This is a genomic window from Pantoea anthophila (genome assembly GCF_026104315.1).
GTDB lineage: Bacteria > Pseudomonadota > Gammaproteobacteria > Enterobacterales > Enterobacteriaceae > Pantoea > Pantoea anthophila.
The window spans coordinates 185,186-208,756 of the sequence record NZ_CP110471.1 but is presented as its reverse complement, the minus strand read 5'-3'; the positions used below and the strand labels follow the sequence as shown (position 1 = coordinate 208,756).

General features: G+C 55.4%; 27 protein-coding genes and 2 pseudogenes. 6 read left to right on the top strand and 23 right to left on the bottom strand.

The features are described 5' to 3' along the window. Nucleotides 1–417: 417 nt before the first annotated feature. Nucleotides 418–1,038: a protein phosphatase CheZ gene (locus OJ965_RS01040; RefSeq protein WP_058957135.1), complete on the top strand. Its 621-nt coding sequence runs from the start codon at nt 418–420 to the stop codon at nt 1,036–1,038. Nucleotides 1,039–1,092: 54 nt separating this feature from the next. On the opposite strand, the gene OJ965_RS01035 is transcribed toward OJ965_RS01040, so the two are convergent. The 4 genes from OJ965_RS01035 to copM all read right to left on the bottom strand — a co-directional run bounded on the left by OJ965_RS01035 (nt 1,093) and on the right by copM (nt 3,360). Then, on the bottom strand, nt 1,093–1,581 hold the full coding sequence (locus OJ965_RS01035; RefSeq protein ID WP_140923401.1) for a DinB family protein: 489 nt from the start codon (nt 1,579–1,581) through the stop codon (nt 1,093–1,095). A 129-nt stretch (nt 1,582–1,710) separates the two neighbouring features. Then, entirely contained in the window at nt 1,711–2,253 is a 543-nt protein-coding gene (locus OJ965_RS01030; protein ID WP_265135545.1) for an anti-virulence regulator CigR family protein, read from the bottom strand. Nucleotides 2,254–2,541: 288 nt separating this feature from the next. After that, entirely contained in the window at nt 2,542–2,892 is a 351-nt protein-coding gene (locus OJ965_RS01025) for a DUF3147 family protein (RefSeq protein WP_009092904.1), read from the bottom strand. Nucleotides 2,893–3,024: 132 nt separating this feature from the next. Then, nucleotides 3,025–3,360: a CopM family metallochaperone gene (gene copM / locus OJ965_RS01020; RefSeq protein ID WP_420874781.1), complete on the bottom strand. Its 336-nt coding sequence runs from the start codon at nt 3,358–3,360 to the stop codon at nt 3,025–3,027. 175 nt (nt 3,361–3,535) lie between these two features. Between copM and OJ965_RS01015 the strand changes: the two genes are divergently transcribed. Then, nucleotides 3,536–3,919: a Rid family hydrolase gene (locus tag OJ965_RS01015; RefSeq protein WP_265135541.1), complete on the top strand. Its 384-nt coding sequence runs from the start codon at nt 3,536–3,538 to the stop codon at nt 3,917–3,919. 13 nt (nt 3,920–3,932) lie between these two features. Here OJ965_RS01015 and OJ965_RS01010 read toward each other — a convergent pair whose 3' ends face one another. Next, on the bottom strand, nt 3,933–4,853 hold the full coding sequence (locus OJ965_RS01010; protein WP_265135539.1) for an AraC family transcriptional regulator: 921 nt from the start codon (nt 4,851–4,853) through the stop codon (nt 3,933–3,935). Nucleotides 4,854–4,958: 105 nt separating this feature from the next. On the opposite strand from OJ965_RS01010, the gene OJ965_RS01005 reads away from it, so the two are divergent. Then, entirely contained in the window at nt 4,959–5,792 is an 834-nt protein-coding gene (locus OJ965_RS01005; RefSeq protein WP_140029132.1) for an oxidoreductase, read from the top strand. On the opposite strand, the gene OJ965_RS01000 is transcribed toward OJ965_RS01005, so the two are convergent. Together OJ965_RS01000 and OJ965_RS00995 are read right to left on the bottom strand one after the other, a co-directional pair. Continuing rightward, nucleotides 5,789–7,267 (bottom strand): MFS transporter, encoded by a 1,479-nt coding sequence (locus OJ965_RS01000; protein ID WP_265135536.1) that lies wholly within the window; start codon nt 7,265–7,267, stop codon nt 5,789–5,791. The two genes, OJ965_RS01005 and OJ965_RS01000, sit on opposite strands and share 4 nt — an antisense overlap. Before the next feature lie 97 nt (nt 7,268–7,364). Further along, nucleotides 7,365–8,110: pseudogene (locus OJ965_RS00995) on the bottom strand (SDR family NAD(P)-dependent oxidoreductase). Between the two features lie 124 nt (nt 8,111–8,234). Between OJ965_RS00995 and OJ965_RS00990 the strand changes: the two are divergent. After that, on the top strand, nt 8,235–9,095 hold the full coding sequence (locus tag OJ965_RS00990) for a LysR family transcriptional regulator (protein ID WP_265135534.1): 861 nt from the start codon (nt 8,235–8,237) through the stop codon (nt 9,093–9,095). A 24-nt stretch (nt 9,096–9,119) separates the two neighbouring features. Here the strand turns inward: OJ965_RS00990 and OJ965_RS00985 are convergent, their stop codons facing one another. The 8 genes and pseudogenes from OJ965_RS00985 to OJ965_RS00950 form a co-directional block, all read right to left on the bottom strand. Beyond that, complete coding sequence (locus OJ965_RS00985) at nt 9,120–9,698, bottom strand: DUF308 domain-containing protein (protein ID WP_265135532.1); 579 nt, start codon at nt 9,696–9,698, stop codon at nt 9,120–9,122. Between the two features lie 68 nt (nt 9,699–9,766). Beyond that, entirely contained in the window at nt 9,767–10,399 is a 633-nt protein-coding gene (locus OJ965_RS00980; protein WP_265135530.1) for a hypothetical protein, read from the bottom strand. Nucleotides 10,400–10,549: 150 nt separating this feature from the next. Beyond that, the gene (locus OJ965_RS00975; RefSeq protein WP_265135528.1) at nt 10,550–11,140 is read right to left on the bottom strand and encodes a TetR/AcrR family transcriptional regulator; all 591 of its coding nucleotides are present in this window, start codon (nt 11,138–11,140) and stop codon (nt 10,550–10,552) included. A gap of 54 nt (nt 11,141–11,194) precedes the next feature. Further along, nucleotides 11,195–11,776, bottom strand: coding sequence for a cytochrome b (locus tag OJ965_RS00970; protein ID WP_265135526.1), 582 nt, complete (start codon nt 11,774–11,776; stop codon nt 11,195–11,197). Then, the gene (locus OJ965_RS00965; protein ID WP_265135524.1) at nt 11,776–12,819 is read right to left on the bottom strand and encodes a catalase family peroxidase; all 1,044 of its coding nucleotides are present in this window, start codon (nt 12,817–12,819) and stop codon (nt 11,776–11,778) included. Before OJ965_RS00965 ends, OJ965_RS00970 begins: the two co-directional genes overlap by 1 nt. Before the next feature lie 314 nt (nt 12,820–13,133). Further along, nucleotides 13,134–13,703 (bottom strand): DUF4142 domain-containing protein, encoded by a 570-nt coding sequence (locus tag OJ965_RS00960; protein ID WP_265135522.1) that lies wholly within the window; start codon nt 13,701–13,703, stop codon nt 13,134–13,136. A gap of 93 nt (nt 13,704–13,796) precedes the next feature. After that, a pseudogene (locus OJ965_RS00955) lies at nt 13,797–13,982 on the bottom strand (con-10 family general stress protein). Nucleotides 13,983–14,581: 599 nt separating this feature from the next. Beyond that, a complete protein-coding gene (locus tag OJ965_RS00950) occupies nt 14,582–15,274 on the bottom strand; it encodes an SOS response-associated peptidase family protein (RefSeq protein WP_111208779.1) in 693 nt (230 codons plus the stop codon). A 135-nt stretch (nt 15,275–15,409) separates the two neighbouring features. Here OJ965_RS00950 and OJ965_RS00945 point away from each other — a divergent pair, with 135 nt between their 5' ends. After that, nucleotides 15,410–15,613, top strand: a complete 204-nt coding sequence (locus tag OJ965_RS00945; protein ID WP_009092886.1) for a hypothetical protein — start codon at nt 15,410–15,412, stop codon at nt 15,611–15,613. A 99-nt stretch (nt 15,614–15,712) separates the two neighbouring features. Here OJ965_RS00945 and OJ965_RS00940 read toward each other — a convergent pair whose 3' ends face one another. The 8 genes from OJ965_RS00940 to OJ965_RS00905 all read right to left on the bottom strand — a co-directional run bounded on the left by OJ965_RS00940 (nt 15,713) and on the right by OJ965_RS00905 (nt 22,579). Next, entirely contained in the window at nt 15,713–16,405 is a 693-nt protein-coding gene (locus OJ965_RS00940; protein WP_140923388.1) for an amino acid ABC transporter permease, read from the bottom strand. A gap of 16 nt (nt 16,406–16,421) precedes the next feature. After that, nucleotides 16,422–17,126 (bottom strand): amino acid ABC transporter permease, encoded by a 705-nt coding sequence (locus tag OJ965_RS00935; RefSeq protein WP_033736754.1) that lies wholly within the window; start codon nt 17,124–17,126, stop codon nt 16,422–16,424. Between the two features lie 64 nt (nt 17,127–17,190). Beyond that, entirely contained in the window at nt 17,191–18,006 is an 816-nt protein-coding gene (locus OJ965_RS00930) for a transporter substrate-binding domain-containing protein (RefSeq protein WP_265135516.1), read from the bottom strand. A 20-nt stretch (nt 18,007–18,026) separates the two neighbouring features. Beyond that, the gene (locus OJ965_RS00925; RefSeq protein ID WP_009092882.1) at nt 18,027–18,764 is read right to left on the bottom strand and encodes an amino acid ABC transporter ATP-binding protein; all 738 of its coding nucleotides are present in this window, start codon (nt 18,762–18,764) and stop codon (nt 18,027–18,029) included. A 12-nt stretch (nt 18,765–18,776) separates the two neighbouring features. Continuing rightward, the gene (locus OJ965_RS00920) at nt 18,777–19,343 is read right to left on the bottom strand and encodes a peroxidase-related enzyme (protein WP_046102724.1); all 567 of its coding nucleotides are present in this window, start codon (nt 19,341–19,343) and stop codon (nt 18,777–18,779) included. Beyond that, a complete protein-coding gene (locus OJ965_RS00915; RefSeq protein ID WP_265135513.1) occupies nt 19,340–19,822 on the bottom strand; it encodes a CMD domain-containing protein in 483 nt (160 codons plus the stop codon). The genes OJ965_RS00920 and OJ965_RS00915 overlap by 4 nt, the downstream gene beginning before the upstream one ends. Next, nucleotides 19,819–21,273 carry an NAD(P)-binding domain-containing protein gene (locus OJ965_RS00910; RefSeq protein ID WP_265135511.1) on the bottom strand — a complete coding sequence of 485 codons (1,455 nt, stop codon included), beginning with the start codon at nt 21,271–21,273 and terminating at the stop codon, nt 19,819–19,821. The genes OJ965_RS00915 and OJ965_RS00910 overlap by 4 nt, the downstream gene beginning before the upstream one ends. Nucleotides 21,274–21,619: 346 nt before the next feature. Further along, nucleotides 21,620–22,579 carry a LysR family transcriptional regulator gene (locus tag OJ965_RS00905; protein ID WP_265135509.1) on the bottom strand — a complete coding sequence of 320 codons (960 nt, stop codon included), beginning with the start codon at nt 22,577–22,579 and terminating at the stop codon, nt 21,620–21,622. A 246-nt stretch (nt 22,580–22,825) separates the two neighbouring features. On the opposite strand from OJ965_RS00905, the gene OJ965_RS00900 reads away from it, so the two are divergent. Further along, entirely contained in the window at nt 22,826–23,545 is a 720-nt protein-coding gene (locus OJ965_RS00900) for an aspartate/glutamate racemase family protein (protein WP_167431620.1), read from the top strand. Nucleotides 23,546–23,571 lie beyond the last annotated feature (26 nt).

Sequence of the window (23,571 nt, the reverse complement as noted above, 5' to 3'; positions counted from 1 at the left end):
CAAACCTGATGCGTGATGACAGCGCCGCTGGCGTAGCGCTGTGTATTGCCGGCTTTATGCCCTGGCGAGTCTTTGAGATGAGCAGACCGAAGAGATTCAGCCCAAAAAAAAAGCCCTGACAGGATTGCCAGGGCTGAATAAAAAATCTCTCGAGGGTCATCTACCCATCGTTAAAGCCAATCTACCACAAAAAACGCCAAAGTAAATAGCAAGCGATAAAATCGCTGATTTATTTATAGCTTGCTATTCACATAGCCGCATAACCGCTTTTCTCAGACACGACGCTGACGTTTCTTCATGCGGTTTCAGCCGCCTTCCCATCCCCCCTCCCCTGCCGTCAGGAGGAAAAAATCAAATTCCGCCAGGAACTGCCGATAACAGCAGATAGCGACATTGCCTACGCAGGAGAAAGCACCCATGTCATTACCCGATACCCATAGTGAGCAACAGGAAATCACCGAGATCACGGCGCGTGCGGGCGCTATCCTGCGGACGCTTCGGGACAGTCTGCAACAGCTGGGACTGGATAAAACCATTGCCGAGGTTGCGGGAAGCATCCCCAACGCGCGTGAAAGGCTGGGCTACGTGGTCACACTGACCCGTGAAGCCGCAGATGAGGTTATTAACAGCGTTGAAATTACTCAGCCTGTGCAGACTCAGCTGACAGAAAAGGCCGATCGATTACTGCAGCGCTGGAATGCCACGTCAGCAGAGCCCCTGACGAAAGAGCAAACACATCTGCTAGCAGCAGATACCGTAGCCCTGCTGGACGATGTCCCTCATGCCACGAATCTGACACGTCAGCATCTTCACGCCATTATGATGGCGCAGGGATTCCAGGATATTACCGGACAGATCGTGCAGGCGATGATGGCGGTGCTGAATCAGGCAGAGCAGCAGTTAATCCAGGTGATCCGCGATAAATCAGCCTCGCCATCCAGCGCCGCGCGCGCTACGCCGCCGGCACCTGCGTTCTCAGCTGAACCAGCCGCCAGTCAGGATGATGTGGATGATCTGCTGGCCAGTCTGGGGATATAAGACGGCTGCGTGAAGACGTATGGCGGCCATCAACGCCGCCAAAGGTATTTCCTGTCAGTGATTGTGATCCCGCAGAAAAACGGTCAGCACATCTTTTGGCGGAACACCGCCGCACTCCGAGATTAACCAGCCTGTCGCGCCGCGGTGGTAGCTTCCATGCAAAAGCATGTGATTCAGCATATCAACGGCCCTCATTCTGCCCTCGCCTCCATCGACAAAACGGAATGTAATCATTTCGTCTAAATCGGCGGGAGAGAGTGCGCTGACATATTCAATATAGCCGTTGGTACAGGCGGCCATTTTAACTTCAAGCTCTTCTGCTGTGGGTGTTTCAGGCGTGTTCAGGGCCGTATAGCCGTGCGGCTTGCCCGAAATATTGGCGCTGAAAATCATGTCTGTCACATATATGTGGTTCATCAGCCTTAACATCAGGTGACGTTTATGTGCATCAGCATTGTCGCTGAGGCCTTTAATCGTTTTAAGGGTTTCGGCATCAATCCAGCGTTTGAATTTTAAAAGTGTAACCAGTGTGTCCCTGTCCATGCTTTTTCCTGATTAGCCTGTTCTGATAGCCTGACAATAATACACAACTTATCGCAGCGTTTAATCTCTCAGGTATTACCTGCCCCTGATAAGACTCCGCCAGCGTTGAGCGGAGTCTCTGTTACGGGGTTAATCAAACACACCGTTGATGACGGCGGTCACGATTGCCGTACTCAGGGCAATCAGCACTAAATCGTCGCCCACGGCTCGCCACTCGTAGCCCGGATAGTAAGGCAGATCGTTTAGCATGGAAGCGGGCAACGCTTTTTTCGCAATACCAGGCGGCAACGGTTTACCGCGTGCCACTTTCTTCGCGATGCCCGGCGGCAGGGACTGATAGCCGACCAGGCCATAGTTGACGGCAAGGCTCCGTGCACGAGAGAAGTTGATGTCAGCGTCTACGCGATCGGGTTTCCCGGCATTTTTACGATGACCATGTTCGTTTTTTGATTTTGCGTTACCCGGCCCTTTATTGCCGTGCGCGCCATTGTTCCCGTGATTCCCGTTACCCTGACCACCGCCGTGACCGTTGCCATTGCCATTGCCATTGCCATTGCCATTGCCATTGCCATTGCCATTGCCATTGCCAGGATTTGCATAAACCGGTGCAGCACAGACGGCAAAACCTATAACCAGCGCAACGGCTGCTTTAAGAGTACGTTGCTTAAACATGATGGAGTTCCTTAATATCGATTGCGTCTCTGAAATATTAGCTAACGCGGCAAAGTTGACAATCTCACGATCTCTTAAAGCCGCGTTTCCTGCTTTAAGAAAAAGATTATTTTAATGTTCGCACAGACAATGAAGAAATGGTGTTTTAACGCAAACTGGCCGCATAAAATAGTCATTCTGATTCTGTCTGAGGATTTAATTCACCGCCACTTCATGGTGACAGATGCCGGTATTAAGGCAGCAAGTGGAATGGCCTTTTTCAGCGCTTATTAACGCATGCAGACTTATTCAGAGAAGAATGATTCCAAATCGCTTCAGTAATATTGCCCAGAGGGCAAAGAGCACGACGGTTATCGCGCAGGCGATGAGCAGTGTCAGCCAGAAGCCAGCACGCGGGTAAATAAAGGGGAACAGGATAAACATCGGCAGTGTCGGCACCACGTACCAGAAGGTATACCAGGCGTGAGCGGCAATTTTTTCCTGTGCCTGCCCTTCCAGCTTCATCCAGATAAGCACCAGCAGGGTCACCAGCGGCAGGGCCGCGAGCAGGCCGCCGAGCCGGTCGCTGCGCTTTGCCACTTCTGAGATCAGTACAACCATAAAGGCCGTTATCGCATATTTTGTCACGAGCCAGATCATCACACTCTCCTGAATCTTAAACCCACAAGTCAGCCCTGCGGGTTTAATAAAGCACCAGCAACGGCAGCAAGACTCTCTGGCGGTAACGTTGTGAAGATCATCACGTGAATGCGCTTCACGCCATCGCAGCCATTATTTCTGCAGCCATTTTTCCAGCTGTTCGATTTCACCCTTCTGCGCTTTGATGATCTCCTGCGCCATCTTTCTCATTTCAGGATCTTTACCATATTTCAGCTCCGTTTCAGCCATGGCAATCGCTCCTTTGTGATGCTCGGCCATGCCGCTGGCAAAGGCCCTGTCAGGATCCTGCTCCTTCATTGCCGCCATCATGTTGTGATGCATCTTCTGCATGCCTGCCATGTACTCTTTTGATGCGGGAGAATCCGGCATGCCGTGCGTCATATTCATCTCTGCTTTCTGCGCCATGGCCGTCACCGGCAGAACCACCAGCAGTGATAGCAGGGCCATCTGTAACTTTTTCATGATCTCTTCCTTTTGCGGGTTAAGAATGCTGAGTGTAGCTGACGGCAACCTTCATTTGCGCTAACCTGGTGATTAAGCCGGTCTGAGCGGATTTGACCTCTGAGCAGAGATCGGGATGCAGAACAGACCTGAATCACTAAGCTCATCAGCGTGAGAGATCTTGAAAAAACCCATCGTCCCTGAAGACTTTAAACACTATTACCATGACTGGCACTTCTCTCCGGTTATCGAATCCGATGGCACATTCTATCTCTCAGGGGTTACCGCTGCGCGTAAGGACAAACCGATAAGCACAGATCCTGGCGAGCAATTTCATGATGCGTTTTATAAGCTGGGCGTTTACCTGAACGCTGCCGGTCTAACCTATGACCACATTGTGGAGATGACCACTTTTCATATCGACCTGAAAAAACATATCGCCGTGTTTTCCAGCGTGAAAGATGCCTATATCAAGGCCCCCTATCCGGCATGGTCCGCGATCGGCGTGTCGGAATTCATTCCGGAGAATGCGCTGGTGGAAATGCGGATTGTGGCCAGAAAATAGTGTCAGCCCGGCGTCAGTGTGAAGAAACGAAAACTGAGGCGTCCTGCGCAGGCGGAACAGCAAAGTGTTTCTGCATGCGTTTGATCTCCTCTGCCGGAGGCAGACCAAACAAGCGTTTAAATTCACGATTGAACTGCGAAGGGCTCTCATAGCCCACGGCGAAGCTGGCCGAGGCCGCGGTCATCTGCTGACGAACCATCAGCATTCGCGCCTGGTGGAGGCGTACCGATTTCACATACTGCATCGGTGGCAAGCGGGTGATCGCTTTAAAATGAAGATGAAAGGTCGGCACGCTCATGCCCGCTTCATAAGCCAGCTCACTCAGCGTCACGGATTCTGCATAGGTGGCATGAATGCGCTGCAATACTTTTCCTATCCTGCTGAACTGCCCCTGTAACGCCAGCGCGGCTCGCATGGCGTTACCCTGCGCACCGGTCAGTACGCGAAAATAGAGCTCCCGCAACCGCGCCTGGCCAAGAATCTCAGCTTCAAGCGGATTGTTCAGGACCTTAAGCAACCCCTCTACAGCTGACCTCACCGGCTCATCCATCGGGCTGGAGATCATGCTCTGTGGCGCGGTTGCAGGGTGCAGCGCCTCATGCTGATCGATCTGCAACATAAGCTCAGCGGCCAGCTGAAAATCCAGATGCAGATAAATGGCCAGCAGGGGATGCGCTGCTGAAGCGTCGGTTTCCATCGTAAACGGAACCGGCACGGACACCGCCAGATAGTGCTGTTCATCATAGATGTAGGTCTGCTGGCCAAAATAACCGCGTTTGCTGCCCTGACAGACAATCACGATCCCGGGGTCATACAGCACCGGCGTTCTGGCCAGCGGGCGATCGGAACGCAAAATGCGCACACCCGATAACGCAGTCAGGTTGTAGCCCTCCTGCGGGGCAAGGGCTTTTATCAGGGTGATCATGTCGGACATCGCTGCACCTCATAAGATCAGGCAAGAAAACGAGAAGAAAGGGCCTGAAAATCCGGCTCCACAGAGAATACCATGCAATTCCGACAATTCATGGAGGTTCTGATTATGACAACGGCAAAAACAATCCTGATCACAGGTGTCAGCAGCGGGTTTGGTCTTGCTCTGGCACAGGAGGCACTCAGGGCCGGGCATCGGGTCATCGGCACGGTGCGTAACCGTGCCGCGCTGGAGGCATTTGAGGCGCTGGATCCTGCGCGTGCGGCAGGCCGTCTGCTGGATGTGACAGAGGCTGAGCGTATTGATGAGGTGGTCAGGGAGATTGAATCTACCTTCGGTGAAGTTGATGTGCTGGTAAACAACGCCGGTTACGGCCACGAAGGCATCATGGAGGAGTCTTCTCTGGAAGAGATGCGCCACCAGTTTGACGTTAATGTCTTTGGCGCGGTCGCGATGATCAAGGCTCTGCTGCCGGGCATGCGTCAGCGCCGTCGCGGCCATATCATTAACATCACCTCGATGGGCGGTTTTATCACCCTGCCCGGCATCAGCTACTACTGCGGCAGCAAGTTTGCATTAGAGGGCATTTCAGAAACCTTAGGCAAGGAACTGGCACCCTTTAATATCGCGGTTACCGCTGTGGCCCCCGGCTCATTCCGCACAGACTGGGCGGGGCGTTCGATGGTAAGAAGCGCGCGCACGATTCCGGACTATGACGCATTATTCGACCCCATCCGTCAGGCCCGTGAAGAAAAGAGCGGAAAGCAACGCGGTAACCCCGCAAAGGCTGCCCGGGCCATACTGGCGCTGATTGAAAGCCACAATCCACCCGCTCATCTGTTGCTGGGCAGTGATGCCCTGGACTTAGTGCGCCAGAAGCTGACGGCACTCAGTGAGGAGATCGATCGCTGGGAAACGGTTACGCGCTCGACGGATGACTAACCGGTTCCGCGACGGCGGGATGGAAGGGAAACGCTGGCTGGGACGTCCGTGCGCCCGGAGGTGCGCCGGATTAAGCGGATACTCAGCCCTGCCCCCACTGCCAGGCAGCCGGCCATCGTCAAAAGCGCAACGATAAACGCCTGCGAAATCCCGGCTGCACTTTTATCACTGCCGAGCAGGCTGTAGAAAAGTCCGCCAATGACGGCCACGCTGAGCGCCGTGCTGATTTGCAACGCGGCGCTGGTGACGCCCGCAATCATCCCTGAAAATGGCGCCGCAACCTGGCCTGTCACCATCCGCACCAGCGTTGGCATGGCCAGCCCCTGACCCAGCCCCGTCAGAAAAAGGAGCGCCGCGAGCGGCAGCATGGCGGGAGAGTGGCCTGTCTGCGTCGTGGCGATCAGCCATGCCAGCCCCGCCAGTCCCGCGGTCTCGCATCCCATCCCGATGGCGCTGAGCAGGTTGCCGACAAAGCGTCTCAGGTAAGGGGTCAGCAGTGGCCCGATCAGAAATCCCAGACCAAAGGGCAGAAAAAGCGTGCCTGCTGTCAGCGCGTTCAGATGCAGCGCGCCCTGCAGATACACAGAAAAGAGCAGAAAGAAGGTACCAATCGAATAGAACAGCAGAACGATGACCAGTCCCTGCCCCAGGCCCGGCGCGCGCAGCACAGTCGGATTCAGCAGTGGCGTTCCGCCCTTCAGGCTGAGGCGATGCTCATAACGCCATAATGCCGAGGCCAGCAGCGGGACCGTCACAAAGAGCAGCCACGTCCACCAGGGCCACCCTGCCTCCCGGCCTTCAATCAGCGGAACAATCAGCGCGCTCAGCGTCAGCGTTGCCAGCAGTGTGCCAACAGGATCGAGTCGCTGAGCGGAAGGTGCCCGCGTTTCCTTCAGCAGCGGCAGGCCAAAAAGAACAACCAGCAGCGCTACCGGCAGGTTAACCAGAAAAATTGCCCGCCATCCGAGATGAAACAGATCGGCCTGAATCAGAATGCCCCCCAGCACCTGCCCGATAACTGAAGCCAGCCCAAACACGGCACCATAAATACTCAGCGCCAGCGGTCTCTCCGCTTCAGGAAAAATAGCCTGAACGGAAGCCAGCGCCTGTGGGGCCATAATGGCGGCTGTCCCCCCCTGCAGTATGCGTCCGGCAATCAGAACCCAGGGTGACCAGGCAAAACCACACAGCACAGAGGCAGCGGCAAAACCGATCAGCCCCAGAAAGAACATCCTGCCACGACCATAGATATCACCCAGACGTCCTCCGGTAATCAGCGTCACCGCATACACCGCGGCATAAGAGGAGATCACCAGCTGCTCCGCCGAGGATGACGTACCCAGTTCATGCTGAATCGCGGGCAGTGCCACGTTGACGATAAAGAAATCGAGCGGCGGCAGGAAAGCGCCGACCAGTAAAATGATAAACATGGCCCAGCGACGTGGCTCGGCCTGCGGGATGTGATGTATGGACATTAATCACTCCTTAGAAAATGGAAACGTCCCCCGTCAGGGACATGAAGCAAGGGATCGGAAGGGGCGTGTCGCCTCTGTCAGCCCAGCGGCGCGACAATCAGCGCATACCGCCGGAGGCCAGTATCACTTCACCGTTTATCCAGCCCGCTTCCTCTGAAGCGAGAAAAGAGACGATCGGTGCAACATCGTCCACCTGACCGATACGGCCGAGCGGCGTCTGCGCTTCATTCCACGTCTGAAACGCTGAATTCATTGGCCAGCGCTGTGACTTCCTTCTGTTTCGATCAGACCGGGATTGACCGCATTTACCCGGATGCCGCGCGGGCCGAGCTCTTTTGAAAGAACCCCTGTGATGGCATCTATCGCGCCTTTAGCCCCGCTGTAGATGGCGCTTTCGGCGATGAAGACGCGGGTGACAAACGAACTGATGTTGATGATGCTGCCTCCCCTGCCCATGTAAGGGACGGCCGCCGCGGTGACTAACAACGGCCCCAGAACATTGATGTCGAACTGGCGGCGATAGAGCGCTTCGGTGCTCTCCTCAATGGCAGCGAACTGATAAACACCGGCGTTGTTCACCACAATATCCAGCTGTCCGTAATGCGCGAGCGTGGCGCTGACCAGAGCTTCAACGCCGGCCTGGCTGGTGACATCGGCCGCCACAGCCAGCGCCTCACCCGCGGCCGCGTCGATAGCGGCGACCACCTGCTCAGCCCCCTCTCTGTCTGAGAGGTAACTGACAACCACTTTCGCCCCCTCGGCGGCCAGCTGACGGGCTATTGCGGCTCCGATACCTTTTGAACCACCGGTAACAAGAGCGACTTTGTCTTTTAATCTCTTCATAGTTAGCTTCCTGATAAAGACGCCTGCGGCGACCCGATAAAAGCTATGTTGATACCTTCAAAGTTGTTTGAGAACTGACACTTTTGTATATTCGATGTTCATTTTTGTACGGAGGGGCGCGGCTGTGGAGTGGAGTGATGTTCAGGTATTTCTTGCCGTCATGCGTAACGGCTCTTACGGGAAAGCGGCCCTGAGTCTGGGCGTGAGTCATCCGACGGTAGGACGCCGCATAAAGGCCCTGGAGGATGAGGCGCAGCAGGCACTGTTTCGCCGGACACAGGATGGCCTGGTGCTGACCGATGCCGGTGACGGCGTGATGAAACTGGCCGAAGCGATGGAAAATTCGGCGCTGGCGATGGAGCGACGCCTGGCCGGAAATCACGAACGCCTTGAAGGGATTCTACGTATCTCCGCGGCAGAGTGGTTTACTAACTACGTGCTGGCACCGGTTCTGAGCGAACTGACGCGCCGTCATCCGGCGATCGTGCCGGAGGTAATCGCCAGCTTTCGCCTGCTCGATCTGTCGCGCCGCGATGCCGACGTCGCATTTCGAATTGTGCCTTTTACCGATCCCGACATCGTTCAGCGACGTCTGATGAGCGTGCCTTATGCCCTCTACGGGACGCCAGAGAAGGCGGAGGCGCTGGTAAGCGCCCCCTCTTCGGTGGGGCTGATCCTGATGAACAGCGCACAGTCACATTTTCCTGACGTTTCCTGGCTTCTGGAACGGTTTCCGCAGTCTGCCCCGGCATTCAAAAGCACCAGCCGGGCTGTGCAGGCGCAGATGTGCCTGCGCGGGATGGGCGTCGCCGTTCTGCCTCAGCCACTGGGCGACGCCACGCCGGGCCTGCAGCGCATTGCCACGCCAGATATGCCGCCTTCAAGGGATATCTGGGCAGGTTATCATCAGGACCTCCGTCATATGGACCGGCTGCGTGCCCTGCTTGATCTTGCAGAAACGATGCTAGCCCCGGAACCCGACTGACAGAGTATGACGGCGTCAGGTGGCTTACACCGTCACTTTACGTCTGCGACCATTTTTAAGGGTCAGCGTGATGGCGGAAATCAGGAAATAGAAGACGCCAAACGCCGCGTAGGGGGCAACCGTGGTGACATCCAGATGCATATCACTGCTCGCCTGCCTGAACATAAAAATGCCCGCCAGCGCAGATTGCGCACCACTTAAAATCATCGCCCACTGCCCATTGGAAGAGTTCCAGCGGCGGAGGGACGCCGAAAGCTGAAGCAGGCCCGAAAATATTGCCCAGATGCCAAAGACTTTGATGGTCGCATTTATACTGACGGAGAGTGACCAGATAATGGCCGCCGCGACAATCAGGCTCACAATCAGGTTAAACTTCTGCGGTGGATTTACCGCTAATCCGCCTGACTTACTGGCATCTAAATAATTCGCGAAGGCATCCCAGGCCGGATAGAGAATAAAGAGAACGGCTCCGATGCCGGGATGATCTTTACCAATCAACACCGCGAGTAAAATCCAGATAACAGATGCGGTCGCACGGATATAGTAATAAGACTGAAGCCATTGGTTCTGGGCGTGCGTAATCGATGGTTGAGCGGTCTGCATAATAACTCTCCGGTTTGATCTGAAGGTAAATATTTTCACAGGCTCTGACTGACTCAGAGCCAGGCGTTTCAGTGAGACGGGGCAATATCATTCAGGTCGTTTTCGCTAATTCCCCTCCGGCGATAACCGGCTTTGTTTATCAGACGAACACTGCGTATTCGCAATGGCCCTCCTCTGGGGCTCAAAGCAGGGAACCGGGCGAACTCAGGCGCAGTCCAGATAACAATCGGCGTTAACGGGCTCACACTCCCTGGCGGGTAAGGTAGCGGGCAGACAAACGGCACGTCCGGGATCAGTGAATAACCGTCAGCGTCACACCTTAAGGCGAGATCTCCTTTATTCATCAGCTGGCACGGCAGGGAGGCAGATTCACGATGCTCTCCCGCATGGCAGACGGCCTCAGAGACTCGCTTTCTGTCAGCCAGCAGTTGCGCAAGAAGTGCATCAATGTGCGTCCGCTGGGGAGTGGCAACGGCCGCTATCTTTTGCCCGGCGGGCAGCGGGACCTTATGAGCCAGTGAAAGCCGGACCTGATTCTGCAACTGCGTCTGAAAACCGGCTTCAATGGCGTCAGGCTGGTTACTCATTCTTAAACAGAATGAAGAGAGAACAGGTAATGATGGCAGAGCACGAACTGTCGTCATAAATAACCTCCTCGTGTTTGCTGAGACAAAAGCGATCTGTTCCGCCAGCGGATGCATGGCAGAGATTCCGGATAATTTAATTATCGGGGATAATTAACCGTTCTTCTGGATAGCCCGCAATAAAATTCAGCAGCAGCGCGCTGAATTTAAATGAAAGCTGGAAAATATTAACAGGTGCCGCAAAATCGGCTATTTACCCGGACTCGATTAGTGACTTTTCAGTAATCTTTTTATTACCGGTTCGACAATTTGCAAAAATATGTCGGGATTATTAAAAGCGCGTGCAGCAATAATCGCACCATGTACCGTCGCCATAACCGATTTCGCTTCTGCTGCTGCACTTTCCTGCAGGCTAAAGAGATGGCTCTTATTTCCCCTGTCCAGCACGGCGGTCAGCCATTCCGTGAGATCGCTAAAATGTCCGGTCACTTCCCGAGCGACCTCTTCAGGTAAAACCGGTAACTCCACAGCCAGCATCACACAGATACAGAAAGGCGAGTTGTTCTCTTTTATGCAGGTGGCCCAGAAGTTCACATAGCTGTTAATTTCTCCCAGGGCGTCTCCGGCGAAGTGCTGACTGATTGCCGCCATGCCTGTCTGTGCCTGCTGACGATAATCACTCACCACCGCCTGCACCAGATCCGCTTTGGCGGGGAAATGGTGATGAATACTGGATTTGCGGATTTTTACCCGCTCAGCCAAATCAGCATAGCTGAAGCTGTTATATCCGCCGGAGGTGAGCAGCATTCGGGTATGGTGCATTATTTCTTCGGCTTTCTGTGAACGTTGGGTACTCATGCATGCTCCGGCAGTTGAGATCAGTTAACGGCAAATCGGTAAACGGCCCTGAACCTACTGACCGCCATGTGGGTTGTCAAGCGAGCCTGGCGCGCCTCCTTTACGCTTACTCAGGCCAGCCATACTGCTGAACACCCCATCACGGAGTATCAACCCATGGAACAGGGCAGCGGCAAGATGCAACATCACCGTCATGAAAAGGGCCAAAGCAACCCAGCTGTGAAGCGGCCGCAGCACAGCATAGGCGTCGTTGCTGACAGGAAAAATGGCCGGCAGCACCCGGTTACCCAGGGTAATGGGATAACCAGCGGCCGACTGCATCGCCCAGCCGATGAGAGGCTGAGCCAGCATCATGGCATACAGCGCCCAGTGGGACAGATGCGCTAACCCCTTCTGCCAGCCCGGTAGCGTAGCCGGCAGGGCGGGTTTGGCGGTAGTGAAGCGCAGCCAGAGCCGCACAATCACCAGCAACAGAATCATCAGACCCAGCGGTTTATGTATGGCCACCAGCAGGCTGTGCCATGACGACACCGTGGACACCATGGCGACACCCATAAACAGCATTGCCATGATGGCCGCGGCCATCAGCCAGTGGATGATGCGCAGAGCCGGGTGAAAAGTGTTTTTCTGTTTCATCAGTGAGCCCCGGCCTGTTCGTGGGTGCGAGCATTGTAAGATTTGGCATACGCAGATGAACGCGCATTCAGAAGCGGGTCATCCGAGGCTGCAATGCCATCCGGTAAAATCAGCGGATCGTAATTGATGTCGTTACACGCGCCATCCTGCTGAGCCGTCATCGTATGGATGGTGAGGGTTCCGGCATTGATTTTCCTGCGGTCGTCTGGCCACGCCACCGACGCATCATTGCCTTTATCCCCTGCATCCGCCTCGGTGATGATCAGGTCCCACTGCTGCGGCCCCTGTGCCAGTCGCTGCTGCAAATCGTTCCGTAAGAAGTCAGCGTCCCCCTTCTCTTTTACGGCTATCGGCTGATAGTCAGCGTGCGGCACCATACTCCAGCGCACCAGATGGGAATGGCCTGCGGCATCGATAAAATTAAAGGCGTTCAGGCTGTTAAAGCGATCGCTTACCCAGCTGGAAGAAGGCACTGCCTGCTTTGCCCAGCCAAAAAAGCGTTTGATCTCCGGGTGCTGCTGCACAAAAGCCTGAACTTTAGCGGGATCGGGTTTACCCGTTCTGGCATCCGGCAGCGTCGCGGCCTGCAGATCGTAAAAACCCTCCACGCTCTGGACCGGAAAGAACGGCATCGCATTCATGCCGGTTCGCCACTGTTCACCATTTTTCTGATAAAAGGCCAGCGCCATGCTGCGCACCGGCACCGTATAGTCAGGCGCATGGGGATTGCCGCCTGCAATCGCCAGACGACCCACCACAGGCGTCACCCCTGGCGCGAACAGCGCGGCGCGCGACAGGGCACTGGCGTTACCGTTTGCCGAAAAGTAGCCCAGAATACAGACGCCTTTAGCATGATTGCGGCGAAAGCCTGGATGCCTGCCGCCCGACTTTTCTAAAGCCGTGACCAGCTTATCCGAAGACAGCCGCGACCTGTCCAGCCAGCCACCCGCCCACAGTAAGAGCGCAATCAGCAGTAACGGTATGACAGCGATTATCGCCAGACGCGCTAATTTCTGACGGTCAGAAAGAGAAGATTTATTCATTAACACACTCAACATTGCAGAAATTAACGTCAACGCTCATTCGCGCGTCATCCTTCACGTTTTGCCTCTGACAGAACGATGAACCCGTTAATCGCGCCGGGCCTGCAATTAATCTACTAGTAGGTAGGCTGAGGTGTCAAACGACTTTGCGTCTTTCTTTTAATCATCTGTGCTTCAGAGAGGAAGCTGGATGAGGGCGCATCAGGAGTTACAGACAGCGTCTTGTCCGGCCGGTACATCGCGACAAATGGCGTCCACTCTTCCGGACGCCCTGCCCACCCGGCACGCTGTTTACTCAGTAAACCCTGAGCCGGTTACTGCGACATCTGCTGGGCAGATTTCAGGTGCTCCCCGACAACCGGGGTATGCGCGTCGGCCAGCGCTTTTACATCCGGATCTTTTATCGTCTTAGCATCACTTTCCAGCGTTGACAGTACCATTTTATGGTCTTTCAGGCCGGCATTTCCCATATACATTTTGTCAAATGCCCCGCCGCTCTGCTTTTCCAGTTCCAGGGCCATCGCCTTATGGGTGGCATCCGGCTCGGTGGGTAACGCGACCCCTTTTTGCTGAGCGACCTTCTGCACTTTGGTCAGGGCAGCGCCGTGATCGGCAACCATCTTCTGAGCGAAGGCCTTAACGTCAGCGCTTTGCGACTTACTGAGCGCGATTTTTGCGGCGGCAATTTCGTTGATATTGGCCTGCGCCATCTCTTTAACCGCTTTCTGGTCGCCGGCGCTGAGTTTTCCGTTCGATGCGGAGGAGGCGGGATTACCGCTTTGCGGTGTGTTCGTCTGCGTCTGAGCCTGCACGCTGCCAGTAGAGAACAAGGTCACCACTGCTGAGACAGCCAGCAGCCCTTTCACCGTTTTTGTATATTGCATTGTGTACTCCTGAATAGGGCGGGAGAAAATGAACTCTGCACGGCACAAAGTTCCGGACAAAATAGATCTGAATACCGTGCAGCAATAGCGGAGTCAGGCACGGGTTTCCTGCGTTTTACCGCGACGGCTCACTGAACCCCCTTTACGTCCCGCTTCAACGGCCCGTTCAGGGTTATTTTTAAAATTTCCACTACTGGCTTTTCAGCCAATCCGCCCTGCTTCTGAAGCCCGCTGGGGATTTTCTGCGAAATTACCCGATCCGCCTCTGTGCTTTTCCATATTCATCTCACTTTAAATGTTAAGGACTCAACAAGCGTGGTTTGAATGGTGTTTAAACACAACTTTTTATTATTAATTTCTTCAGGGAATAATCGCGCTGATTATTCCCGTTTCGATTAAAAATAAATATATAGTCTTTATAAGCAATAGCTTCACCCTGATATCTGTACCGGGCCGAAATTCACTGTATAGTTTCTTCCATGAGCTTTTAAGACGATTCTTAGTCCCGTCAATAACTCAGATAACCTGCTGCCTGATCAGCATGTTAAATAATCTTACGAGCATGATGCTACGCATAAAATCAGCAAGAGTGGCGCTAAAAGAAGAAAATCACAGGCTGCTTTTCAGAAATAAAGCGTAAGCGGCAAAAAATAAAAATCATGACCGAGATAAAAACGTCAGGCTGGAATTTTCATTAGACGTTTCCTGAATCCGGGCCAGCAGTTGTTATGAATCGCAGAGAAATGAACTGTGCCAGCAAAGTACCGCTTCCCTTAAAATGCGGCAATCTGTCAGAGGGCCAGGAGCAATCCCGAATCGATGAAATTACATTTTACTGAATTTGTGCCAGCGGCGCGGGACGCAATCCGGAAATGAATTCAATCTGCGTTTCCGACTGAGTCAGGTTCAATCGCCTCAATCAGGGATTTACCCTGATTATGAATGTTGCCGACTTTGCGGGTAACAGGATGCCAGGTAAAGGCCGTCTCAGGTAAGGCTGCGTCACGTGCGATCTCCTGCGCACGTTCTGGCGTGGTTTCTGCACTCAGCCATTCGCGTACTGCATCGGCACGCAAAACCAGCGGGCGACGGTCATGAATATCGACCATGCCTTGATTGCTCGCGGCCGTTACGATGACAAACCCCTCGCGCCCGTGATCCCTGCCGTAAGGCGCCCTGCCAATCGCAGCAAAGAACAGCGGCTCCTGCTTTTTGTGGCAGATAAAATAGGGCTGTTTTGCTTTGCCGTCCCGCTTCCACTCAAACCAGCCATCTGCCGGAACAATGGCGCGTCCATGCTCCCAGAGAGGTTTAAACATACGCCCTGTGGCAGCCGTCTCACCCCGCGCATTGATGAGTGGCTGCTTGTGCCACCACTCCGGACCATAACCCCAGTTGACCGGGTCAAAGTGGATCTCCTCCTCCCGCTCATTGAGCAGCAGGACGTTTGTTCCAGGCGCAACGTTGTAGCGCCCTATCGGTTCCGGATCGTAAATGACCTCATCGGGCGTCAGCCCCAGTGCGTCAAAGTATTCATCTCTGCTGCTGTACTGCGCAAACCGTCCACACATAGTCACCTCCTCTGCAAAGGATAGTGTGTTACGGGCAGGCCGCTCAGGCTATTTTCAGGATGCGCTATTCTTATTCTGGTCAGCGTCAGCGAATACTGAGGTCACGACGCAGCTCATCAGAAAGAGGACGCGAAAATGAAAATTACGGTGGTTTTTGAAGATACAGGCGTGGAAGAAGAGCATGACTTTGACGCGAAACCCCGCGCAGGCGATTTAATTACGTTGCCGCGCGACGGAAAAGGAGAGGATTTTATTGTGCTGATTGAGCCCGATCCCGATCACACGCATGACGATGGCCGCGACGGACATCCCACTAAAGCCAGGGTCCGGCCTGCGTAGTGCCCCATTTGATCAAAATCGGCGAACCTGCGTTTAACCGATCCTGGCCGCCCGGCATATGCCACACCGGGCGGCCCTTTCATGACAACGCAATAATCATCAGGTGCGCACGCGCAGTGCGGCCTCGATCCTGTCGGCAATTTTCGTGACCACATAGGCAATCACCATGTAGAACGCTGCCGCAATCAGGAAGGCTTCGAGATAGTAGAAGTTCAGGGCTGCCGTTAACTGGGCCTGAGCAAAAATATCCACCACCTCGATGGCAAACGCCAGCGACAGGGCTTTCATGATCACCATAAACGCATTCGCCAGGTCGGGGATTGCCGCCACGATGATCTGTGGAAACATCACCCGACGGAACAGCTGTCCGCCGCTGTAGCCGAGCGATAAGGCGGCATCCGACTGACCGCTGTCGAACGAATTCAGCGCGCCTTTCCACACTTCAGCCTGGAACGCCGCTACGCAGGCACTGAGCGCCACAATGATGATGACCCAGTTCGGCAGCGAGTGAGCATTAACCGCTATTCCGGACAGCGTGGCGACAAAGTGCAGCGCCGGGGGCAGACCGTAATAGGCGAGAAAAATCACCACCACCATCGGCACACCTTTGAAGGCAATTTTGTAGGCGATGACCAGCTGCCGCAGCACCGGGATGCGCTGATGCTCAATAAAGGCAAACAGTCCGCCCAGCAGCGTCGAACAGATGAATATCGTCACTGCCATCAGCAGCGTTACCGGCACCGCATCCAGAATGCTCCAGAAGTCCGGCAGTAACACCTCAGCATCAAACATAGTTTTTCTCCCCTGCTCAGACGCTGGTGGTGAACTTCACGCGCGGTGCAGACTTAGCGCTGTACTTCGCATGACGTTGTTCGAAGAAGCGGATAACCAGCCACGCCACACCGCACAGCAGTGAATAGAGCACGGCCAGCACCAGATAGGTGCCGAACTGATACTGGTTGTAATCGCGTTCCATAATCAGGTGCGCGGTTGCCATCACATCAGCTGCACCGATGTACATCACCAGCGCCACATTATGAATCAGATAGATAATGGCATTGCCGTAGCCCGGCAGCGCAAAGTGCACCGCCTGTGGGCCGATGACACGCAGCATTTTCTGGCGGAAGCTGTAGCCCAGGCTGTCGGTGGCATCGTGCTGACCACGCTCAACCGCAAGATAGGCCGGGCGCATCACTTCCGACAGGTAACCCCCGTGATAGAGGCTCAGGCCGATCATCGCCGCCACGTTGGCGGTAAAAAAGTCGCGAAAACCGAAGTTATCGGTAATCAGTGGCATGCCGTAGAAGGCGACAAAAAGCTGCAGCACCACGGGCACGCTGCGCGCGTAGGAGACATAGAGATCGGCCAGCTGGCTGATCACGGGAAGACGGCGCACGCGGAAAAACGTGGCGATAAGCGCCAGAAAGAACCCGATAATCATCGCCACAAACATGATGCCGAGCGTCAGAGGCAGCGCCGACAGCAGTTCTGGGATCATGGAGGATAGATTCACGGTGAAACACTCCTGCTAAAAAGGACAGCCTGCGCCCGATCTGACACCGGGCGCAGTGAATCTGTTACTTCATGTACTTCGTCACGTCTTCGCCAAACCACTTCTGCGCCAGCTTATCCAGCGTGCCATCCGCTTTCAGCGCCTTCAACGATTGAGCGATGTTATCACTCAGCGCCTGATTCTCAGCGGAGCGGTGGATCAGCACATAGGTGTTGTTAATCACCACCGGCTCACTGGCTTTGATCGCCAGCTTCTGGTTGTCGATGACCGTCTGCTCACCCAGATTTGACGGCAGGATCAGCGCGTCATATTTCCCGTTCTGCACCTCTTTCAGGCGATCCGGGTAAGGCACACCCGCGCTGGACGCTTTGATGGTGATTTTGTCGTTCGGGTTATCCTGCTGCCACTGGGTGACAAACTTATAGACACCACCCCCTGCGGTTACCGGCACGATATTCTTACCGACCAGATCTTTCATGCCGTTGATGTTGCTGTCGCTGCGACTGTAAATCTTCATCAGGCTGGCACCGATCGGTGCATCCGGAATCAGGAACTGTTTACTGCGGGCAGGCGCTTTATAATATCCGCCCGTCGCCATGTCATATTTGCCGGTCACTAGACCGGTTTCCTGAGCGATATCCGCCGCGCCTTCCATCACAAATTTATACTGTGGCAGTTTCGCGTTGATCGCTCTCAGTACGTCCGGCTCGTAGCCCTGTGGCTCATGGCCGATTGCGCCCCATGACAGGGGTTTGGACTCTGCTGCGGTGGCGATCTTTATGGTGCGAACATCATCCGCAAAGCTGTTACCGCTGATCAGGGCCAGTGCGATGATGCCAGGCGCGGCCAGGCGACGTAATGTGGTTTTGATTGCAGGCATGTCTCTGATTCCTGTGTTTATTAGAATACTTTTTCTGAGTTGAGGAACTGGGCAAGGCGCGGCAGCGTGGGGTTATCAAACATCTCTGCTGGCGTCCCCTGCGCAGCCACCACACCCTGATCCATAAACACGATGCGGTTCGAAATGCTCTTCGCAAACTGCATTTCGTGCGTCACCAGCAGCGAGGTAATGCCGGATGACGCCACATCTTTGATCACTTTAAGCACTTCCCCCACCAGCTCGGGATCGAGCGATGAGGTCGGTTCATCAAACAGCATCACATCGGGACGGACTGCCAGCGCCCGGGCGATACCGGTACGCTGTAACTGCCCGCCAGACAGCTGTGACGGATAGTGATGGTGCTTCGCCCCCAGGCCTACGCGCTCCAGCTCCTGCACGGCGATGTCGCGCGCCTGCTGTCGGGTTTTACGCTGGATGACGATCAGCGGGTCCATCACGTTCTCCAGCACCGTCATGTTCTTGAAGACGTTAAACTGCTGAAACACCATGGCGGTACGCAGACGGATCGCCTGAATCGCCGCTTTGTCGGGTGACTGATAATCCATGCGGATCTGATCGAGCTGAATCGTCCCCGCGGAGGGCTTCGCCAGATAGTTGATGCAGCGCAGCAGCGTGGTTTTCCCGGTGCCGCTTGGCCCGATGATCGACACCACATCGCCACGTTTGACCGACAGGTCAACGCCTTTAAGAATCGGGTTGCTGCCGTAAGCGAGCGTAATATTGTTGAGTTCTAACATCCGGTGCAGCCCTTATTTGTTCAGGTCAGCATGGCCGAGCACATGCATCAGACGGTTGGCCCAGCCAAAGATGGCGATGGCATGGATGAGATCGATGATCTCCTGATCGTTCATGCCGACAGCGCGCAGAGCGGCCACATCGTCCGGCGTCGCCTCAGAGGGCGTGACCGATAAACGACGGGCAAAGTGATAGATCGCCGCGTCGCGTTCACCTAATACATCGGCCCTGTCGAAGTAGACCGCACTGACCACCGCGTCATTCCCGGCCAGCTGGGCATGACGGCGCGCATGCACCACCGCACAGTAGCGACAACCGTTGACGATGGATGCACCGAGCGCGCCCAGTTCACGATCCGCGCGGTCCAGTCCCCCTTCAACATACATAATGGCGTTGAACAGGCCGGTGCGGGCGGTGTAACTTTCAGGATCGTGCACCAGCGTGCGCACGTACTCTGAGATTTTCTTGTTGGAGGGCGTCACCTTCATCGCATCAAGCTGCGCCGGTGTCGCCTGTTCAACCTCGACCGGCGTGATATAGGGATGCCAGTGCAGTGGTTTGAGGTTAACTGACGGAATCATGCGGACCTCATCAGGCGTAAGCCAGCCGCGACGCGCGTCTGGAAGTTAACAAAGGCGATCAGTTCCGAGAGCGCGACGATTTGCGGATTACTTAACCCGGCCTGCTCAAGCAGCCGGATATGCTGTTCGGTCGCCTGAATAGGTTGCTGCGTCACCAGATCGGCATGGCGCACAATCGTTGCCAGCGGCTCTTCACTCACTCCACCGCCCGCGGCCAGGGTCAGCAGCACGTCAGACGGATTTAACGCCGCCAGCTGAGCCTGGTAATCCCGTTGCAGCGCGGCATCGTCGTTCTGGTGTGCCATGCGCTGGGCCAGCGCCAGACGCAGATCCGCCGGTAAACCCTGTTCATCTTCGGGCGCCAGCACGGACAGACGGCACGCTTCTGCACCCTCAACAAATTCGGGGCGCAGGCGGCGCGTCTGATACAACGCCTCATTGGGTGTTAATCCGGCTGCCTGATCAATAACGTCGATCACAACGCGTTCTCCTGTTTTAGTTGCGGGGTTGAATCCACCCATTCATCGCCCTGCAATTCAGGGGTGTCATAAGCCTGTAAACTGGCGAAGTGCTGTTCGACATCCTCGGCAAACAGCGAGGCCGTTATGCCGCGCACCAGACGATCGGCCCCCGCACTCACGGCCGGAATATCGCCGGAGACTTTGCCGTGCGTCAGCATCGCGGCATCGTTAAAGCAGTGGATGTGTGCCAGCATCGGGCAGGCCCCCGGCGTCACTTCGCGAAACTCAAAGGAAGGCCCCAGATCCGGCGCGTCCAGCAGGTTCTGACGTGCTGGCCCCATCTCTGGCTGATAACGGCCGTCGGCCCAGCTGCGGATATGCGGCGCGATGGCAGCAAACTCCGGCCGGCCGTTGAAATCGTTGGTGAAACCGGTGGCAGCGATCAGGAAGTCGTAGCGCAGTGCGCCCTGGGTGGTTTCAATCACCAGGCCCTCTGCTTCCTGCCTGACGGCGTTAATGGCACAGTCGAGAAAGAAACGTGCATTGTCATGACGGGAAACGCGCAGGGTTGACGCGCGCGGCGGCGGCGTTTGTGTCGCGGCGGTGTAGTCGACAAACTTCCATTTCCACGCATCCGGCAGAGAGTGCATGCCGTGTATTACCCCCTGGCTGCCGATGCCGGTCATCTTGTTGATACGCGGCATCGCCTTGCGCCGGATCAGCAGATCGACCGCTGCGGCACCCTGCTCCAGTGCGGTGGCGGCGTTATCCATTGACGACGCGCCTGCTCCAATCACCGCCACGCGTTTGCCCTGTAACGCCGCAAAATCGATCTCATCGGCGGAGTGTGCCCAGAACCGGCGATCAATACCCTGCAGGAAATCCGGAACGGCAAACCCGCCCAGTCCTGAACGTCCGGTAGCCAGCACCAGACGGCGTGTGTAAACACGGCCGGTTTCGGCGCCGTCCAGATCCAGCGCAATGACATCTCCGGCCTGGGCGATAGTGCAGACCCGCACGTTGTTCTGCACCGGCAGGTTCAGCACCCTGCGATACCAGATCAGATAATCCATCCACTGCGCTTTAGGAATTTTATCCAGCGCCTGCCAGGCTTCCTTGCCCCACTGCGCCGTAAACCATGCGCGGAAGGTCAGCGGTGCAAGACCCAGTGCCGGGCCCTGCAGCGTTTTCGGCGAGCGCAGGGTTTCCATGCGTGCAAAGGTCACCCAGGGGCCTTCCCGCCCTGCCGGTGCGGCGTCATACCCCACCACATTGCTGATGCCGGTGAGCTGTAATTTAGCGAGCGCAGCCAGACCGCACATACCGGCACCGATGACCACGACATCGCGAACCGGCGCCCCCTGCCAGGTGCGCTCCGGCACCCAGGATTTGGCGGGCAGTTCCAGACATTCCAGATCCTGCTGCAGCTGAGCTTCAAGCGCGGCAAGGCCTTTGGCGGCATACGTCATATAGAGATTTCCCTGGTGTCAGCGATCGCCGGATAGCGGGCGAAAACGATTAAAACGCGCCGATGACCCTGCTTTTTATTATCTTAAAAACACATAGTAAGCGGATAAGAATCATCATAACGCATAGTAAGAACTCAGTTTTCGCATATTCCTCTTGCCCCAAATCGGAGTCAAGAAGCACGCTCACCCATTGACCAATGGATTTCTTATATCTTATGCCGCATAAGTTATAAGCATTGAAATTACAGGAATTATTCAGAAGCCTGCGTCTGGTTAACCCTGACGGGTATCTGTTGATTTTGGCAGGACGAGAGGTCACCCTGCCGGGTGACCGTGAGAGGCGGTGTTAATTCTGGTTGATAATACGCATGATGCGGGGATGTTCACTGGCTGTCAGACGTTCAAATCCCGGCAACAGGTGTGCGGCAGCATCTGCCAGGGCCTCCACCAGCGCCCGGGCCGCACTGGAAATCTGGCGGCCCTGCGGGGTGATGACGCCAAAGAAGTAAGGAATATCTTCCTGAATCGGGCGGATTGCCACACCGGCCAGCGGCATGCCCCAGCCAGTTACCGGTTCGAGGATCGCCACACCTAATCCAGCCCGCACGCAGCCCAGGATATTGGCCGAGGAGTTGGTTTCAATGGTTTCCAGCAGCGGGGCCCTGACCTTTTTCAGCGCTTTTTCATAGCGTCCGCGTAAGCGCTGCGGGCTGAAAGGAGCGATCAGCCGGCGGCCTGCCAGCTGGCTCAGCGAAAGCTCCCGGTTCGCCGCCAGCTCATCCTCTTCCGGCAGCGCCACGACGCACTGCGACTGTCCAATCCAGTGCAGCTCAACCGCGTGATGTTCCAGCGGCAGACTGCATAAACCGATGTCAGCCTCTGCGGTGATCACCGCGTGCGCCGTCTGGACGGCAGATTCACTGATGATCTGGACTTTGTTCTGCAGGTTCAGCGCGGCCAGCGCCTGCGGCAGTAATCCGGCCGCCAGCGCAGGCGTAGCAGCAATACTGAGCGGGCGATGCTGCTGATGCGCAATCTCCTGGGCGCGTAAGCGGATCTGCTGCAAAGAGAGCAGTGCTTTTTGCACATACTGATGCAGCTGTAACGCCTCTTCAGAGGGATGAATACGTGGGCCGTTGCGGATAAACAGGGGGTAGCCCAGCGACTGCTCCAGCTCCTGAATCAGACGGGAAACAGCGGGCTGCGAGCGGTTCAGTGCTTTGGCTGCCGCCGTGACGCTGCCCGCAGAAATTACCGCCGAGAAGGCCTCCAGCTGACGCAGATCGAGGTCATTTAACATGGTCATCGCGAAGATACTTCCCTGAGTCGTTGATCGTTCCCGACAGAGAGTCGGAAAAAAGTCATCATAGAGAGAGTGTGCCGAATTAGCCACCACGAGCAATCTGCGGGGCAGCGCAGTCCTTGATCCGCCATCACCCTGCTGCGTGTGAACTCTGGTAAAGAGATAACGGAAATGTCACCCTTCCATGATGCTGATTACTCAGGAAGGTCCGGGGATCCGGAAAAAGAATTAAGGAAAGGAGACGCTGGCGTGACGGTTTCTATAGGTGTACTTGCAGGTATGGGACCCCGTTCTACGGCCCCGTTCATTGATATGCTGGTGACAGAGTGCCAGCTGGGCTATGGTGCAAAATATGATCTGGATTTTCCTAAAATGCATATCATCTCTTTGCCGACCCCGTTCTGGCCCGGCAGGGACATTGACGATCACGCTATGGTTACCGCCCTGCAGGAGGGCATTGCCGACCTTGTTAAGGCCAGAGTCAGCCTGATAGCCGTTCCCTGTAATCTTGCACACTGCTATTTCGCCGAAATGAAAAAGGCCTGTGGAGATATTCCCCTTCTTCATATTGCAGAGAGTGCCCTGGCGTCGCTACCCGCAGAAGCCAGCAGAATCGCAGTACTGGCGACAGAACCTACCCTCGAGGCCGGTTTCTATCAGGCACGCATAAAAGCGTCTGGCCGCGAGATGATTGATTCACAGCGGCTTCGTGAAATGACCACAGCTTTAATCGGGCAAGTGAAAGCAAAAGGCTTCCACGACGCTGAGGTGCAGGCAGGATGGAAGGCGTTAGTCGCTGAAGTGGAAAGGCTTGAGGCAGAGGCGCTTCTGATTGCCTGTACCGATCTCAGCCCCCTGATAAAGGATCACTCTTACCGCTTTACCATTGCCGATACTGCAGCAACGCTGTCCAGGGCAACCATCCAGACCTTCAGGCTGCTAAGTGGTTACAAACCAATGCCGTGGTGATCGCCACGGCATTCTGCTTTTAAGTG